Source organism: Nonomuraea sp. NPDC049028 (genome assembly GCF_043197735.1).
Taxonomy (GTDB): Bacteria; Actinomycetota; Actinomycetes; order Streptosporangiales; family Streptosporangiaceae; genus Nonomuraea.
In genome coordinates, this window is the sequence record NZ_JBICTR010000001.1 from 1,295,527 (window position 1) to 1,312,081 (window position 16,555).

Annotated in this window: 16 protein-coding genes; 3 read left to right on the plus strand and 13 right to left on the minus strand. The window is 71.2% G+C overall.

The window, feature by feature from the left end; genetic code table 11:
• Nucleotides 1–16: 16 nt before the first annotated feature.
• The 9 genes from ACGFJ2_RS05830 to ACGFJ2_RS05870 all read right to left on the minus strand — a co-directional run bounded on the left by ACGFJ2_RS05830 (nt 17) and on the right by ACGFJ2_RS05870 (nt 11,128).
• Entirely contained in the window at nt 17–1,330 is a 1,314-nt protein-coding gene (locus ACGFJ2_RS05830; RefSeq protein WP_358187319.1) for an aminopeptidase P family protein, read from the minus strand.
• Nucleotides 1,323–2,606, minus strand: a complete 1,284-nt coding sequence (locus tag ACGFJ2_RS05835) for an alpha/beta fold hydrolase (RefSeq protein ID WP_393465097.1) — start codon at nt 2,604–2,606, stop codon at nt 1,323–1,325. Before ACGFJ2_RS05835 ends, ACGFJ2_RS05830 begins: the two co-directional genes overlap by 8 nt.
• Nucleotides 2,603–3,427 (minus strand): ABC transporter ATP-binding protein, encoded by an 825-nt coding sequence (locus ACGFJ2_RS05840; RefSeq protein WP_393465100.1) that lies wholly within the window; start codon nt 3,425–3,427, stop codon nt 2,603–2,605. Before ACGFJ2_RS05840 ends, ACGFJ2_RS05835 begins: the two co-directional genes overlap by 4 nt.
• Nucleotides 3,424–4,236 carry an ABC transporter ATP-binding protein gene (locus tag ACGFJ2_RS05845; RefSeq protein WP_357955643.1) on the minus strand — a complete coding sequence of 271 codons (813 nt, stop codon included), beginning with the start codon at nt 4,234–4,236 and terminating at the stop codon, nt 3,424–3,426. The genes ACGFJ2_RS05840 and ACGFJ2_RS05845 overlap by 4 nt, the downstream gene beginning before the upstream one ends.
• Complete coding sequence (locus ACGFJ2_RS05850; RefSeq protein WP_357955641.1) at nt 4,233–5,228, minus strand: ABC transporter permease; 996 nt, start codon at nt 5,226–5,228, stop codon at nt 4,233–4,235. Before ACGFJ2_RS05850 ends, ACGFJ2_RS05845 begins: the two co-directional genes overlap by 4 nt.
• Nucleotides 5,228–6,166 (minus strand): ABC transporter permease, encoded by a 939-nt coding sequence (locus ACGFJ2_RS05855; RefSeq protein ID WP_393465104.1) that lies wholly within the window; start codon nt 6,164–6,166, stop codon nt 5,228–5,230. The genes ACGFJ2_RS05850 and ACGFJ2_RS05855 overlap by 1 nt, the downstream gene beginning before the upstream one ends.
• Before the next feature lie 6 nt (nt 6,167–6,172).
• A complete protein-coding gene (locus ACGFJ2_RS05860; RefSeq protein ID WP_393465107.1) occupies nt 6,173–7,864 on the minus strand; it encodes an ABC transporter substrate-binding protein in 1,692 nt (563 codons plus the stop codon).
• Between the two features lie 36 nt (nt 7,865–7,900).
• Nucleotides 7,901–9,796, minus strand: coding sequence for a glycoside hydrolase family 127 protein (locus ACGFJ2_RS05865; RefSeq protein ID WP_393465110.1), 1,896 nt, complete (start codon nt 9,794–9,796; stop codon nt 7,901–7,903).
• 105 nt (nt 9,797–9,901) lie between these two features.
• On the minus strand, nt 9,902–11,128 hold the full coding sequence (locus tag ACGFJ2_RS05870) for an alpha-hydroxy acid oxidase (protein WP_358187294.1): 1,227 nt from the start codon (nt 11,126–11,128) through the stop codon (nt 9,902–9,904).
• A 142-nt stretch (nt 11,129–11,270) separates the two neighbouring features.
• Between ACGFJ2_RS05870 and ACGFJ2_RS05875 the strand changes: the two genes are divergently transcribed.
• Complete coding sequence (locus ACGFJ2_RS05875) at nt 11,271–11,906, plus strand: metal-dependent phosphohydrolase (protein WP_393465113.1); 636 nt, start codon at nt 11,271–11,273, stop codon at nt 11,904–11,906.
• Here the strand turns inward: ACGFJ2_RS05875 and ACGFJ2_RS05880 are convergent.
• The 4 genes from ACGFJ2_RS05880 to ACGFJ2_RS05895 form a co-directional block, all read right to left on the minus strand.
• On the minus strand, nt 11,856–12,119 hold the full coding sequence (locus tag ACGFJ2_RS05880) for a DUF4031 domain-containing protein (RefSeq protein WP_357955629.1): 264 nt from the start codon (nt 12,117–12,119) through the stop codon (nt 11,856–11,858). The genes ACGFJ2_RS05875 and ACGFJ2_RS05880 overlap by 51 nt on opposite strands.
• Nucleotides 12,116–12,868 (minus strand): HAD family hydrolase, encoded by a 753-nt coding sequence (locus ACGFJ2_RS05885; protein ID WP_393465116.1) that lies wholly within the window; start codon nt 12,866–12,868, stop codon nt 12,116–12,118. Before ACGFJ2_RS05885 ends, ACGFJ2_RS05880 begins: the two co-directional genes overlap by 4 nt.
• Nucleotides 12,869–12,886: 18 nt before the next feature.
• Nucleotides 12,887–14,056, minus strand: a complete 1,170-nt coding sequence (locus ACGFJ2_RS05890; RefSeq protein WP_357955624.1) for a cytochrome P450 — start codon at nt 14,054–14,056, stop codon at nt 12,887–12,889.
• An 89-nt stretch (nt 14,057–14,145) separates the two neighbouring features.
• The gene (locus ACGFJ2_RS05895; RefSeq protein ID WP_357955621.1) at nt 14,146–14,421 is read right to left on the minus strand and encodes a hypothetical protein; all 276 of its coding nucleotides are present in this window, start codon (nt 14,419–14,421) and stop codon (nt 14,146–14,148) included.
• A 188-nt stretch (nt 14,422–14,609) separates the two neighbouring features.
• On the opposite strand from ACGFJ2_RS05895, the gene ACGFJ2_RS05900 reads away from it, so the two are divergent.
• Nucleotides 14,610–15,854 (plus strand): hypothetical protein, encoded by a 1,245-nt coding sequence (locus ACGFJ2_RS05900; RefSeq protein WP_357955619.1) that lies wholly within the window; start codon nt 14,610–14,612, stop codon nt 15,852–15,854.
• Between the two features lie 14 nt (nt 15,855–15,868).
• Entirely contained in the window at nt 15,869–16,552 is a 684-nt protein-coding gene (locus ACGFJ2_RS05905) for a DUF2786 domain-containing protein (protein ID WP_357955617.1), read from the plus strand.
• The last annotated feature ends 3 nt before the right edge of the window (nt 16,553–16,555 follow it).

The window sequence follows — 16,555 nt, forward strand, 5'->3', positions numbered from 1 at the left end:
GGGTCGTAGGTCAGGGTCACTTCATCCAGTCCTCCAGGCCGCTCGCCGACAAGGGCAGCTGCGCCGAGAGCACGTCGATGCCGTCCGCCGTCACCAGCAGGTCGTCCTCGATGCGCGCGCCGATCCCGCGCAGCTCGGGCGGCACGGTCAGGTCGTGGGCGTGGAAGTACAGGCCGGGCTCCACGGTGAACACCATGCCCGGCTCGATGAGCGCCCCCTGGTAGGCCTCGGGCGCGGCCTTGGCGCAGTCGTGCACGTCCAGGCCGAGGTGGTGGCCGATGCCGCAGATCAGGTAGCGGCGGTGGTGCTGGCCGCGCTCCGACAGTGCCTCGTCCACCGAGACCGGCAGCATCCCCCAGTCGTCCAGCCCGCGCGCGATGACCTCCATCGCGGCGTGGTGGAAGTCGGTGAAGCGGCGGCCGGGGGCGACCTGCGCCAGCGCCGCCCGGTGCGCCCGCTCCACCAGGTCGTGCACCTGGCGCTGGGCGGGGGAGAAGGTGCCGGAGGCGGGGAAGGTGCGGGTGACGTCTGCGGTGTAGTGGCTGCGTACCTCCACGCCCATGTCGAGCAGCAGCAGCTCGTCCGGCAGCACCGGGCCGTCGCAGCGCACCCAGTGCAGGGTCGGGGCGTGCGGGCCGCTGCCCACGATCGAGGCGTAGCCGGGGCCGTTGCCGTACGCCCTGGCGTACCGGTCGAAGGTGCCCTGCAGCCAGCGCTCACCCGGCCCGGCCACGGCGGTCGGGATCTCGGCGAGCACGGCGGCGAACCCCTCGACCGTCCGGTCCACGGCCTCCCGCAGCTGGCCGATCTCCCAGTCGTCCTTGATCATGCGCAGCTCGGCCAGCACCCGGGCGAGCTCGTCGTCGGTGGAGACCGTGCCGTCGAAGTCGGTCAGTGGCCTGACCGGCACGCCCAGCGCCGCCGACCACTCGGCCAGTCCGGGGGCGGCGCCCACCCACAGCTCCCCGTGGGCGGCGTCGGCGAAGAAGCCCGGCTCGCCGGGATAGGCGGGGACGGGCAGGTAGACGACCGCGTCGCCGTCCCTGATCACCGCCACGGCGTCCTCGGCCACGCAGCCGGTCAGCCAGTAGAAGTCGCTGCCGGGACGGAAGTCGTAGGAGGTGTCGTTGCTGCGCACCGGCGCCTGGCCGGCCGCCACCACGACGGTCCGGCCGGGGAGCGCCGCGCCGAGCCGGGCCCGGTGCGCGGCGGCGGCCTCGGCGGCACCGGCGACCACGGTCGGGGTGCGGTCGGGGATGTCCCAGCCTTTGCCGATGTAGTCAGTGAACGCGGGAATGTCCAGCAGTTTCGGGGGCCTGCCGTCAGTCACCTGTGATGCCTCCTCCGATGTCACGCACCAGTTCGGTCAGCCGGGCGAAGACGCGCTCCTCGCCCAGGCCGTCGTGCTCGTACTCGTTGGTGACCCACGCCTGGGCGTTGCCGATACGAGCGGCGGTGTCCAGTTGCAGGCCGGAATCTACGTACATGTCGTCGTAATACACGGCGGCGGCCAGCGGAACCTCGTTGGCGGCCAGGCGTACCGGGTCATAGAGCGGCGGCCAGTCCGCCCGCTCGGCCAGCAGCTCCACGGCCGCGCGGAACGGGCGCAACACCCGGATCTCCGCGAACATCCAGGGGTACATCATCTCCCCGGTGAACAGCAGCGGCCGGGCCGACTCGGCGAAGGCCGGGTGATGGGCCCGCTCGCGCTCGGCCGCCCAGCCGGTGGCTCCGGGGCCCGAGCCGTAGATGCTCTCCTGGAGCGCGGCGAACAGCGGGTTGTCGCTGTACGAGGAGCGGGCCAGCACCTGCTGCAGGAAGGTGTCCGTCACGTGCTCGCCGTCGAGCGCCTCGTCGAGCAGCCAGTGCATGCGCTCGTAGCCCGGCTTCATGCCGAAGTCGATGCCGAGCGACTGCAGCCGCCGTACCGTGAGCACGTCGCCGTCGGGCAGCCGGACGTCCTGCGCGGCCAGCCGGTCGGCCAGGCGGCCGACGGTCTCCACGTGGTGCGGGTAGCGGCGGTAGAACTCGGCGTTCTTGGCCGCGACGCGGGGATAGGTGCGCCGGTAGACCTCCGCCGCGTCCGGGTCCAGGCCGGGCAGCCCTCCGGTGACGTAGCAGGCGCGCAGCCCCTGTGGAGCCCGCGACAGGTACGTCAGCGTGAGGAACCCGCCGTAGCTCTGGCCCAGCGTCTCCCAGCGACGGCCGCCGAAGACGGTCGTACGCAGGTGCTCGGCGTCGGCGACGATCGAGTCGGCGCGGAAGTGGGTGAGGTAGTCAGCGGCCTCTCGCGCGCTCCCGAACGAGCTCATGACCCGCCCGTCGATCCGCGAGCTGCGGCCGGTGCCGCGCTGGTCGAGCAGGATCACCCGGTGCGTCTTGAGCGCCTGGCCGAGCCAGCCGTTCGTGCCGACCGGGCGCGGGCCCTTGCCGCCGGGACCGCCCTGTAGATAGAGCAGGCACGGCAGGTCCTCGGTCGCCCGCACCGGATCGGCCAGTTCCCGGGCGAACACCGTGATCGTGTCCCCATCGGGCGCGGACCAGTCGAGCGGCACCTCCACCACGTGGTCGCGCACGCGCATCCCGGGAATCGTGTACGTGGTCAACGGGGGCTCCCTTCACGGCGCCTGCGGTCCCATTCGGGGTTGATGCGGGGGATGGCGGCCAGGAGCGTACGGGTGTACGGGTCCTGGGGGTCGCCGAAGACGCTCTCGACCGGGCCCTGCTCGACGATCCTGCCCTTGCTCATGACCGCCACCCGATGGGCGATCTGCCGGACGACGGCCAGGTCGTGGGCGATGAAGATGTAGCTGAAGCCGCTCTCCGCCTGCAGCCGCCGCAGCAGCTCGATGACCTGGGCCTGCACGGAGACGTCCAGGGCGGACACCGCCTCGTCGCAGATGACCAGCTTGGGGTGCACGGCCAGCGCGCGGGCGATGCCGATCCGCTGCGCCTGACCGCCGGAGAACTGCGCGGGGTAGCGCTGGGAGTGGTCCGGGTTCAGCCCGACCCGCTCCATCAGCTCCCTGGCGTGCGCCCGCTTCCCGCCCGTCGGGGGGATCCCCTGGTACACCAGGGGCGCCATCAGGATGCGTTCGACCGTGTGGCGGGGGTTGAGCGAGGAGAACGGGTCCTGGAAGACGACCTGTACGTTGGCGCGGTAGCGGGCCAGTGCGGCCCCCTTGGCGACGGTGATGTCCTCGCCCTCGAACTCCAGGGTGCCCGCGCTCGGCTCCGTCAGCCTGGCCACCATGCGGGCGGTCGTCGACTTGCCGCTGCCCGACTCGCCCACCACGGCCAGCGTCTCGCCCGGCCGTACGTCGAAACTGACGCCGTCGACCGCGACGAACTCGGCCTTGGCGCCCAGCGGCCCGCGGGTGACGAACCGCTTGGTCAGCTCGTTCGCCCGCAGCAGGGGCTCGCTCATGACATCACCTCGTCGATGGGGGAGTCGTCGATGCGCGGGACGCTGTCCAGCAGCATGCGGGTGTAGTCGTGCCGCGGATCGGAGAAGACCTGCTCGGCGGTGTCGTACTCGACCTGCTCGCCCCGGCACATCACCAGGACGCGCGTGGCGATCGAGCTGATCACCGCGAGGTCGTGCGTGATGAACACCATCCCGGTGCCGCTCTGCCGCCGCAGGTCGGCGAGCAGGCGCAGGATCTGCGCCTGGACGGTCACGTCGAGCGCGGTGGTCGGCTCGTCGGCGATGAGCAGGGCGGGGGAGCAGACCAGCGCCATCGCGATCATGACGCGCTGCCGCTGCCCGCCGGAGAACTGGTGCGGGTAGTAGTCCACCCGCCGCTCCGGGTCGGGGAGGCCCACCTGCTCCAGCGCCTCGATCGCGACCTTGCGCGCGGCCTTGCGCGAGCGGCCCCGATGGGCCCGGTAGACCTCCTCGATCTGCAGGCCCACGGTGTAGTACGGGTTCAGCGACGACAGCGGGTCCTGGAAGACCATCGAGATCCGGTCCCCCCTGATCCGGCGCATGTCCTTGTCGGTGCGGCCGAGCAGCTCGGTGCCGTCCAGCCGGATGCTGCCCCGGGTCACCGCCCCCCGGGGCAGCAGCCCCATGATCGCGAGGCTGGTCATCGACTTGCCCGAACCGGACTCGCCGACGATGCCGACGGTCTCGTCGCTCCCGACGGTGAAGCAGACGTCCTTGACGACGTCCACCGGCCCCCGCGTGGTGGGGAAGGTGACGGTGAGGTCCTCCACGACAAGCAGGTCACTCATTTCGCGGTGATCCTCACTCTCGGGTCCAGCGTGGTGTAGACGAGATCGACCACCAGGTTGCCCACCACCACGAAGAACGCGGCGAGAAGCGTCACCGCCATGATCACCGGCTGGTCGTTCTTGGCGATCGAGTCGGCGGCCATCTTGCCCACCCCGTTGAGGCCGAAGACCGTCTCGGTGATGAGCGCGCCGCCCAGCAGGGCCGCGAAGTCCATGCCGAAGATGGTGGCGATCGGGGTGAGCGCGGGCCGCAGCGCGTGCCGCCGCATGGTGAGCATGGGCGGCAGGCCCTTGGCCCGCGCCGTGCGCATGAAGTTCTCCGCCAGCGTGTCGATCACGTTGGCCCTGGTCAGCCGCGCGTAGAGGCAGGCGTAGCCGGTGGCCAGCACGACCCAGGGCATCAGGTACGACTGGAACCACAGCACCGGCCCGTCGGAGAAGGAGACCGCCGACGGGAAGGGCAGGATCTGCAGCCACACCACCAGCACGTACTGCAGCGCCAGCGCCAGCACGTAGTTGGGGATGCTCGACCCGCCGAGGGCCAGCCCCATCGCGGTACGGTCCCACCAGGTGCCCTCCTTCACCGCGCTGAGCAGCCCGGCCAGGATGCCGATCAGCAGCCAGAGCACCGCGGCGCCGATCGCGACGGTGGCGCTGACCGGCAGCCGGTCCACGACCATCTCCCAGACCGACTGATTGGTCTGGAAGCTGTAGCCCAGGCACGGGGCCGCGCAGTGGATCAGGTTGGCCCCCGAGCCGTAGTCCCGGCCGACGAAGATGGCCGCCAGGAACGTCCAGAACTGGGTGAAGAACGGCTGGTCGAGCCCGAGCACCCCGCGGATCTGGTCGATCCGCTCGGGCGTGCACGTCTTCCCGCAGATCATCAGCGCCGGATCCGGCGACAGCGTGAAGAAGATGATGAAGGTGAACAGGCAGACCAGGAACAGGATCACCACGATGCCGGCGAACCGCCCGGCGACATAACGCGCCATCAGGAGGCCTCCCCGGCGTCGAAGGCGGCACGTAGACGGTCCCCGAGCACGGTCAGGGACAGCACGGTGCAGAACAGGAAGGCGCCGGGCACCGCGAAGTACATCGGGTCCACGGCGTACCAGCCGACCGAGCTGGAGATCATCTGCCCCCAGGACGGTGTCGGCGGGGCCACGCCGACGCCCAGGAACGACAGCCCCGCTTCGGTGCCGACGTAGCCGGGCACGGCCAGCGTGGTCATCACGATCAGCGAGCTGCGCAGGTTCGGCAGGATCTCCCTGAACACCAGGACGCCCGTCGAGGCGCCCGACACTCGGGCGGCCTCGACGAACTCCCTGTTCACCAGCGTCAGCGTCTGGCCGCGCACCACACGGGCGAGGTACGGCCAGCCGAAGACGCTGATCACCACCACCAGCAGCACCGACCGGTTGCCCGTCGGCAGCGAGGACAGGATCGCGATCATGAAGATGAGGGCGGGGAAGGCCATCAGGAAGTCCATGATCCGGCAGATCACCTGGTCGACCCAGCCGTGGTAGAAGCCGGCCAGCATGCCGAGCACCACCCCGAGCAGGGTGGTGAGCACGGTGGCGGCGGCCGCGATCAGCAGCGAGACGCGCGCGCCGTACGCGATGCGCGCCAGGATGTCGCGGCCGTTCTGCGGCTCCACGCCGAGCAGGTGGTCGGCGCCGATCCCGCCCAGCGAGCCGCGCGGCAGCCCGCCGAGGTCGGTGTCGATGGCGGCGCTGTCGAAGTCGTTCGGCCCGTGGCCGGTGATCGCGGAGATCAGCGGCGCGCAGATCGCCATCAGCAGGACCAGCACGAGGAAGGCCGTGCTGAGCACGGCCGCCCAGTCGTGCAGCAGCGCGCCGGCGACCCGCCGGGCCGAGGTGGCGGGCGCCACGGGGGCACCCGCCGGTGGGAGGGCAGTGGTGGTGGTCATCTTCGGCTACTTGCCCGGCTTGGCCAGCCCGACGGATACCAGGTCGATACCCCCGGAGAACGAGGCGGACTGGTACGCGCCGGCGATGTTGGCGCCATAGACGATGACGTACTTCTCATAGGCCAGCGGCACGATCGGCGCCAGCTTCATGATCTCCTTGTCCAGTTCCCCGTAGGCGGCGTTCGCGGCCGTGACGTCGGGCATCGCGGCGATCTCGTCGATGCGCTTGTTGATCGCCTTGTCGTTGATCTGGGCGAGGTTCGCGTTGCCCTTGGCGGTGATGTTGCGGCCGTCGAACAGCGGCGGCAGGAACGTCGCGCCGGACGCCCAGTCGGGGCACCAGCCGGTGACGGCGGCGTCGTGCTGCTGCGCGGGTGTGCCGATCACCTCGTAGTAAGTGGAGGTGTCGATGTTGTTGATCTTGACGTCGATCTTCACCGCCTTGAGCGCCTCCTGGATGGCCACGGCGACCGCCGCCATCTTCGGGTCCGGCCGGGTGTCGAGGGTGAGGGTGAAGCCGTTGGCCTGGCCCGCCTCGGCGAGCAGCTTGCGGGCCGCCTCGACGTCGGTGGGATAGGGGTCGTAGTCGACCCGGCCGGCGACCGTCGGCGGCTGGATGGAGGTGCCCTTGGCCGCCAGGCTCGAACCGCCCATCCCGGCCACCACGGTGTCCTTGTTGATGGCGTAGTTGATCGCCTGGCGCACCCGCACGTCGTCGAGCGGCTTCTTGGTGGTGTTCAGGCCCATGTAGGTGGTGCAGCCGTTGAGCCCGCTCAGCGAGCGCGCCTTGAGCTGCGGAGTCTGCACCCGCGCCACGGTCGCCGCCTGGATCGTGCCCGCGACGGCGTCGGCGTCGGCGCCCTGACCGGCCAGCATGCGCTCGTCGATGGTGGCCGGGTCCAGCCCGAACGTCCACTCCCAGGCGTCCGGCTTGGCCGACCTGACGCTGTCGGTCTCGGCCTTCCACTGCGGGTTGCGCACCAGCTTGAGCGAGGAGCCGCGGTTGTAACTGGCCACCTTGTACGGCCCCGACGCGATCGGCTTGGTGTCGAACGCGGCCGCGGCGCCGGTGCCCTTGGGGAAGGGGATGAAGTTGGCCATGGCCAGGGCGCTGGGGAAGTCGGCGAAGGGCTTCTTGAGGTGGAAGACGATGGTCTTGGCGTCAGGGGTCTCGATCGTGTCGAGGTCGCCGGAGACGTACGGGCCCTTGTAGTCCTTGGGCGCGTCGAGGAGCAGCTTGGCGTACGGTGAGCCGATCCCGGCCTCGGGGTCGAAGCCGCGCGTGGCGCCGAACTTCACCGCCTCGCTGTTGATCGGCGTGCCGTCCTCGAAGAACAGGTTGTCCTTGAGGGTGAAGGTCCAGGTCTTGGCGCCGTCGGACGGTTTGCCCGTGTCGGTGGCGAGGTCGGGCACGATCTTCGTGCTCTCCGCGCCGGGGGCCGCGCCGAAGGTGGTCAGGTTCCGGTAGATGAGCCGGTAGAAGTTGTTGACGCCGCCGTCCCAGCCGCGGGCGGGATCCAGGTGGGAGAAGTCCGCCTTCGTCAGGAAGTGCACAGTGCCACCGGTGGCGGGCTTCGCGGACGAGCCGGACGAGCCGGATCCGGTGGAGTTGGAGGGGGCGGCGCCGCCGCCCCCGCAGGCCGCGAGCGCCAGCATGGCGCTCACCGCGACGCCCGAAAGCGCAGCCGATCTCCTCATGTCGCCTTCTTTCTGAATCAATCCATTGGGTGGGCGTCACGCATTGCGGACCCACACCCGCATGGCCATGGGGCTACGGTTGCCCCACATGAAGTACGGGACGAAGGTCGTGGTGACCGTCGTCTCCGGGAACGCCGGCTCCTGCGGCAGCTCGGGGTAGAGCTCCGCGGACGGCGGCGGTGCCGTGGCCGCCTCCACCTGGAGGACGACCGCGCCTTCCGAGGTGGCGATGTCGGCGGTGGATTTGGCGATGTTGGCGTTAACAAGCCGTGGTAGGACCAGGTCGTCCACGTCCACAGGGCAGTCCTGCTGTTCGACGCAGTACACCAGCGGGCCGCGCGCCAGGCTGGCCGCGCCCCGGGTGGCGTCGAGGTGGGGATGCGAGCCGTGCGCCCTGACCGGCATCGGCAGGCTCAGGCGTACCTCGTCGCCCGCCTGCCAGACCCGCTCGACGCTCAGCCACCCGTCCCGCGCGGTGGCGTCGGCCGCCGCGCCGTTGACGGTGACCGTCACGTTCTTGGCCCAGCCCGGCACGCGCAGCATGATCGTGTACGGCCCGTCAGGCGCCCGGTCCAGGACCAGGCGCACGTCGCCGTCCCACGGATAGTCGCTCTCTATCGTCAGCCCGAGCGCCTCGGTGTCGATCCTGGCCCCGGCGTAGGCGGCGATCAGCAGCGCGCCCTCGCGTTCGGCGGCCATGTGGTCGCCGAGCTGGGTCATCCAGCGCACGATGTTCGGCGGGCAGCAGGGGCAGCCGAACCACGGCCGGCGCAGCGGGTCGCCGCCGTCCTCCGCGCCGCTGCGCTGCTCGTGGTCGGGGCGGCGCTGGAGCGGGTTGTCGTAGAAGAACGCGGTGCCCTCGGCCGACAGCCCCACGGCGTAGGCGTTGTACTGGATCCGCTCGAACACGTCGAGGTACTTGGCGCCGCCGGTGGCCAGGAACATCCGCCACGCCCACTGCATGGTGCCGATGGCCGCGCAGGTCTCGCTGTAGGCGCGTTCGGACGGCAGTTCGTACCGGTCGCCGATGGCCTCGTCGGAGTGACGGCTGCCCAGCCCGCCGGTGATGTAGAGCTTGGTGGCCACCATGTCGTCCCACAGCCGCTCCAGCGCCTCGAACAGGGAGCGGTCCCCCGTCTCGAGGTACACGTCGGTCGCGCCGGCGGCCAGGTAGGCCATGCGCACGGCGTGGCCGGTCACCGAGGGCAGGTCGCGGAAGGGCAGATGGTCCTGGAAGTACTCGGCGGTAAAGATGCTGTGCTTCAGGTGCCCGTGGCCGCGCCGGTCGACGAACAGCCGGGCCTGGGTGAGGTAGGCGCGCTCACCCGTCTCCCTGAACAGCTCGACCAGCGCCATCTCCACTTCCGGATGACCGCAGACGGCCTCCTCGCGGCCCTCGCCGTAGCGGGACACGACCAGGTCGGCGAACTTGACCGCCACCGCGAGCAACCGCCGGTCGCCCAGGTGCCGGGCGGCGGCGACGGCGGCCTGGATGAGGTGGCCCAGGTTGTACAGCTCGTGCCCCCAGGCCAGGTCCTCCCATGGCTTCTTGGCGGCGGCCGGGTCCTGGAAGAAGGAGTTCAGGTAGCCGTCGTCCGCCTGGACCCGCTCCAGCAGGCCGACGACCTCCTCGTAGAACTCCCGTACGGGCTCGGCCGCGGTGCCCGTGGCCAGCTCGTACGCCAGCCCCTCGAGCGTCTTGTACAGGTCGGTGTCGAGGAACGGGTAGCGGCCCCGGTACGGGGGCGGGTCGTCCATCAGCAGGCGGCTGAGGTTGTCCACGTTCCCGGCGGCGCGCAGCCGCTCGATGGCGTGGGGGACCGTGGCCGCGCTGTTCCTGAGCTGCCAGGCATGCAGCAGGCCGCCCACGATGCGGACGGCGACCGGCTTGACGTGCTCGGACACCAGCTCTTCATCAGTAATGTGTGGCATTGCACTGAACGATAGGTGTCTGGCGGGTTGACTGCCAAGGGTTACGGCGAGGAATTCATTCGCCGTAACCAGACCGTAAACCGGGAAAGGGTCTGTCCGCGTTGCTTACCGCAGGCGTACGCAGTCGGGGTCGAGCCCCTCGACGCCGCCCACACCCAGCAGTTGCAGCGTGCGGACCAGCTCGGCGCGCAGCATGGCCAGCACCCGGTCCACGCCGGGCTCACCGCCCGCCATCAGCCCGTACAGGTAGGCCCGGCCGACGAAGCAGGCCCGCGCGCCCAGCGCCACCGCGATGGCGATGTCCGCGCCGCTGCGTACCCCGCCGTCCAGGAACACCTCCGTGCGGTCGCCGACCGCGGCCACCACCTCGGGCAGCAGCTCCAGCGGGGTGGGGGCGCGGTCCAGCTGGCGCCCGCCGTGGTTGGAGACGACCAGCCCGTCCACTCCCACGGCCGCCAGATCCTTGGCGTCGTCCACCCGCTGCACGCCCTTGACCAGCAGCCGGCCCGGCCAGACCGATCGGATCCACTCCAGGTCTCGCAGCGTCACCGTCGGATCGAACATCAGGTTCGTGATCCCCGCCAGGTCGTCCGGCGCGCCGTCGACCGTGGCGAAGCGCAGCGGCTCGCTGGTGATGAAGTCGAACCACCAGGCCGGACGGCTCAGCGCCTGCAGGACGCCACGCCAGCGCAGAGCGGGCGGCATCGTCATGCCGTGCCGCACGTCACGCAGCCGCGCCCCCGCCACCGGCACGTCCACGGTGACGACCAGCACGTCCATGCCCGCCTCACGGGCCCGGTCGAGCGTCTCCTGGCTGCGCCCCCGGTCGCGCACGACGTAGAGCTGGAACCAGTTCCAGCCGTCCGGCGCCGCCGCCACCACCTCCTCGGGCGTGGTGGTCCCCATCGTGGACAGCGTGTACGGCACCGCCGCCCGCGCCGCCGCCCTGGCCACGGCCCGCTCGCCCTCGCGGTGCATCATCCGGGTGAACCCGGTGGGCGCGAGCACGACCGGCATCGAGATCCGCTTGCCGAGCACCTCCACCGCCGTGGGCGCCTCGGAGACGTCCCGCAGCACCCGTGGCCGCAGCTCGGCCCGCGCGAAGGCCGCGACCGACCTGGCCAGCGACCGCTCCGCCTCGGCCGCGCCGTCGACGTAGTCGAACACCACCCGTGGGGCGCGCCGCCACGCCAGCCGCCGCATGTCCGCCAGATCGGCCACCGCCGCCAGCCGGCGCTCCCGCGACGGGAACGGCCGTGGCCGGGGCGGGAGTACGGCACGCAGGTCCTGCCAACGGGGCAGGCGCCGGGGATCCCTCGCCGTCGGCTCCATGTCAAGAACGCTATCAAGCCGGTATATCTCGGTATACAGCCCGCACACACGTGCTCCCAATGAGTGCGCGCCCCCGCTCGCCGGCCTCCCGCGCGGCACCGCGCTCGCGAGTAGCCGGATGGGGTGATCTACGGTGGTCTCCATGCGCGAGGACTGGCTCACCCTGGTGGCGGACTCCGCGGCGGCCAGGGCCACCGGCGCGGAGCTGGTCGCCCGCTGGGCCGAGCCGCACCGCCGCTACCACACGCTCGCCCATCTCGCCGCCGTGCTCGCCGCCATCGACCGGCTCGCCGACGCCGCCGCCGACCCCGTCGCGGTACGGCTGGCCGCCTGGTTCCACGACGCCGTCTACGACGGGCGGCCGGGCTGGGACGAGGAGCGCAGCGCTCAGCTGGCCCAGGCGCGGCTGCCCCGCTGCGGGGTGCCCGCCGACCGGGTCGCCGAGGTGGCCAGGCTGGTGCGGCTGACGGCCGCGCACGACACGCTGGCCGAGGGCGACCGCGACGGCGCCGTCCTGTGCGACGCCGACCTGGCGGTCCTGGGCGGTCCGGACTACGAGCCCTACACGACGCGGATCCGTCAGGAGTACGCGCACGTGCCCGACGAGCTCTTCCGCCAGGGGCGGGCCGCGGTCCTGCGCAGGCTCCTGGCCGTACCCCGGCTCTATCGCACGGACGAGGCGTACGCGCTGTGGGAGGCGCGCGCACGGGCCAACATGAGCGCCGAGCTAGTGGCGCTTGCGGCGGCGCAGGCCGCCGGCGATGAGGCGGCGCAGTAGCTCGCGCGAGCTGACCGCCTCCGCGCCCAGCTCCACGGCACGGGCGTGCACGGTCTCCGGCACGTCGTAGTGGTCCCGGTCGAAGGCCCGCTCCGGCACGCCGAGCCGGAGCGCGAAGGCGTGCAGCTCCTCCAGGGAGCTGTCGCTGACCAGATGCGACCACATGAGGCCGCGCGGCCCCGGCCAGGCGGGGGGATCGATGAGCACCGTCACGAAGTAAAGGGTAGGACCCTGCCGCGCACGGCCAGCTCGGCGAGGTCCTTCACCACCACGTCGGCGCCCTGCGCGCTCAGCTCGGTGGTCTCGCCGTGCCGGTCGACGGCGACGACGAGCCCGAAGCCGCCCTTGCGGCCCGCCTCGATCCCCAGCAGGGTGGCCTCCACCAGGGCCGCCTTGGGCGCTGGCAGCGCCAGACGGCGCACCGCCTCCAGGAACAGCGCGGGGTCCGGCTTGCCCGGCAGGTTCATCAGGGCCGCGTCGTTGCCGTCGACCAGCACGTCGAACAGGTGCAGCACACCCGCCGAGCCGACCAGCCGGCGGCCGTGCAGGCTGGCGGAGACGGCCGCCGTGCGCGCGCCCCGCTGGCGCAGCTCGTGCAGCAGCGCCACGGTCGAGGGGAAGGCGGCCACCCCGTACTTGTCGACTTGCGACATGAACAGCCGGTCCTTGGCCAGGCCCAGGCCGTGCACGGTGAGCGCCCCCGCCTCGTCGTCGGGGGCGCCCTCCGGCAGTGTGATGCCGCGTGAGGCGAGGAAGGTGCGGACGCCGTCCAGACGCGGACGGCCGTCGACATGCCGCAGGTAGTCGTCGCGGATGTCGAAAGGCGCCGAGCGGCCGCGCAGGAACGCGTCGAAGACGTGCTTCCAGGCGGCCGCGTGCCCCCGAGCGGTGTCGGTGACCACGCCGTCGGTGTCGAACACGACGGCACTGATCGCGGCCAGGTCGATGACGGGCTCGTTCACTCTGTGAACGTAACCGCTCTACCACGCTACGGGTAGCTTCTCCACGCCATAGACGATGGCGAGCTTTCTGAACGGCACCTCACCCGCCACCCGGAGCCCCGGGAAACGCCGCAGCAGCGCGGGGAAGGCGATCCGCATCTCCATCTGCGCCAGGGGCGCCCCGACGCAGCGGTGGATGCCGTGCCCGAAGGCCAGGTGCGAGCCCGCCGTCGGGCGCTCCGGCCGGACCTCCTCGATCCCCTCGCCGAGGTGGGGGTCGCGGTTGGCCGCCGTGAGCGAGCAGAGCACCATCTCGCCCTTCTTGATCGAGTGGCCGAACAGCTCCAGGTCCTCGCGGGCGAAGCGGGGGAAGGCCACCTGCACCACGGTCATGTAGCGCAGCAGCTCCTCGACCATCTGCTCGGCGTAGCGGTCGTCCTCGCGTACCCGGGCGGCCTGCTCGGGGTTCTCCAGCAGCCAGAGCGTGCCCAGCGCGAGCATGCTCGTGCTGGTGTCGTGGCCGCCGGTGAGCAGGCCGTCGGCCATGCTGGCCAGCGTCCGGTCGTCGAGGTCGTCGCCGTGCTCGCGCAGCAACTCCCCGAGCAGGCCCTCGCCGGGGTTCAGCCGTTCGCGGGCGACCAGGTCCGTCAGGTACGCCATCGCGTCGTTGATCGCCTGGAGGGACGCCTCGGGCCCGGCGGTGAGGTCGAAGCGGTTCGTGCTGATCTTCAGGAATTCGGACCGTTCCTCGTACGGCACACCCAGCAGTTCGCACACGACCAGAGAGGGGATCGGCAGCGCGAACGCCTCCACCAGATCAGCGGGCGACCCGTTGGCCGCCATCCGGTCCAGGCACTCCTCGACCAGGGCCTCGATGCGCGGCACCAGCCTGCGCAGGCGGTGCATGGTGAACTCCGGCGTCAGGTACTTGCGCAGTCTGGTGTGCTCAGGCGGGTCGCGGAAGCCGAGGCCGCCCGGATCCTCCTGGTTGGTGCCCAGACCGATCACGTTGCCGAAGTCGTTGCTGAACCGTTCATGGTCGGCGAGCACGCTGCGCACGTCGTCGTAGCGGGTGACCAGATAGACCGTCTGGTCTCCCGGGATCGACATCGGGAACACCGGCTGCTCGGTGCGGATGCGGCCGAGCTCGGCCACCGGGTCGAAGCCCTCGCGCATGAACTGGACGAGCGGGAACTCTGAGTCTGACATCGAAATCCGTCCTGCTGGGATACATCACACTTTGTTGGGATAAATCCCTACATAGATGGTCCCATCCGCAGGACGCGATCCGGCCAGGCTCAGCCGAGCGCCGGCATGCTCGTGACCTCGTCGGGGGATGGGATCGACCGGTCGCGCGCCCGCACCGGAGGCTCGGGCAGCAGGGCCTCCGCCATCAGCGACGGCGGCGCCGGTTTGGGCCGGCGTGGCTCGCGCACCCCGCCTTCTCCTCCGCCAGGTTCGTCGAACGGAAAATCCTCGTCGTCGGGGCCGTGCGGCTCACCCGGACCGAACCCGGGTAGCCAGCTCGGAGCCCCACTGGGGAGAGCACGGCGTCTGCGCGATCGCTTGCTCACGAAGCCTCCTAGGCCGACCGGCTCCATTCTGCGTCACGACCTCCATGAACGCGAGGTCTCCTGTGCCGGGGGAGGATTGTGGTAAACGTGGGCAAAGCGGGGCGGCAGAGGCCGTTTGGCGTACAGGTACGCCACATTCTGCGATGATCTCGCTATAAGCGGAGTTTGAGCCTCACGGATAGTGACTGATGCCCACCACATTCGAGGAAATAGCTGCCTTCGTCGCCGACAAGCCGTTCGCCACCGCGGTCATAGCGCTGCTGGGCCTGGCCGGGCTGGTGCTCGCCTACCTGATACTCAGGGTCGCCTGGCGGGCCCTCGCCTGGGTCGTCTCGCGCTATATCGCCCCACGTCCCATCGAGGACGTCCTGACCGTCGTGGCCGCCTCCATCGCCACCGGTGTCTCCGCCCAGGGCATGTGGCGCTTCTCCGGTGACGTGCTCGGCCTCGACGGGCCGCTGCGGCTGCTGCTGTTCGCGTTCATCGAGGTCGCGATCATCACCTCGGCCGTACGGGCGCGCCGCAACATGCGCGAGAACTTCTCCGCCGGGATCGACGGCATCGCCGTGTGGGCGCTGACCTGCCTGACCGCCGTACTGTCCAGCATGGACGCGCGCAGCCTGCCCGAGGCCGTCTTCCGCCTCGCCGCGCCGCTGGTCGCCGCCTGGCTGTGGGAGCGCGGCATGGCCATCGAGCGGCACCGCATCAGGGGCACCGGCCGTATCAACTGGCGCCTCACCCCCGAACGGCTGCTGGTCAGGGTGGGCCTGGCCGAAGTGAGCGACCGCACCGCGAGCGAGGTCGACGCGCACCGCAGGCTCACCCGCGTCGCGCTGGCCGCCAAGCGGGCCAAGTCGCTGCGCGAGGGCGGCGCGTCCGAGCGCAAGATGCGCGGCGCGCTGGCCAAGCTCGACAAGGCCATGGACCAGGCCGTCGAGCACACCGGGCTGGCCGTCGACCAGGGCCGCCAGGAGGCGCTGCTCGCCCAGATCGCCGCCCTGTACAACACCTCCGCCCTCATCGACGCCGACCCGCGCGTGCCCTGGGAGCCGGAGGCCGACCACCACCCCGTGCCGGCCCGCCCCGCCCTGCCGCCCGCGCTGGTCGAGCTCGTCCAGGACGACGACGAGGACGTCCAGGTGTTCGACACCACGCCGCAGGTCGTCGACACCGCCCAGCGGGCCGCGCTGATGCGCTCCGCCCGCGACTACTGGGACAGGCAGATCGCCAAGGGCATCGTGCCGCGCACGATCGACATCGCGCAGGAGATCGGCCTCTCACTGCCCGCCGCCCGCCAGTATCGTGCCCTGTGGAAGCTGGAGCCCGAGGCGCACGCGCTCATCGAGGCTCTGTACCAGCAGCACGGCATCGTGGACACCGGCGCCTTCCCGGCCATCGCCGACGACGGGCGGATGCTGACCACCAAGTCCTGAGCCCGGGGGGCCGGTTGAGGGAGCGCACGCTCGAACGGGTCAGAAAGCTCCTGGCCAAGGCCGAACGTACCGACAACGAGCATGAGCGGGCCACGTTCATGGCGGCGGCGGCGTCGCTCATGGCCAAGTACGGCATCGACTCCCTCGACCCCGCCGACACCCGCCAGGCGCCGGGCGACCGGATCGTCACCCTGCCCAACCCGTGGGCCCGGGAGAAGGCGCGGCTCGTCAGCCTGGTCGCGCAGGCCCTGCGCTGCCGGCCGCTGCTCATCGGGCGCGGCGACGGCGGGCAGCGGGTGCACGTCTTCGGCTTCGCCGCCGACCTCGAACGCGCCGACGTACTGGCCACCTCGCTGCTGCTGCAGATGGCCACGGGACTGGCCCGGGTACGGCCGCCCGACACCGCGATCCGCGCCTACCGGCGATCGTGGCTGCTCGGGTTCACCGACGAGGTGTACCGGCTGCTGCGCGAGGCCGAGACGCGGGCCGAGGAGCGGGCCCCCGCCGCGAGCACCGCGCTCGTGCTGGCCGACCGGCGGGCGGAGGTGGAGCGGGTGGTGGCCGCGCACTACCCGCGCATCCGGCTCAGCGTGCCGCGCACCAGCGGCACCGGCTACCGCGCCGGCGTCGAGGCGGGCCGCCGCGCCGACCTGGGCCGCACCCGCGTGGACAGCCGGCCCGGCCGCGAACTGACCTGACCC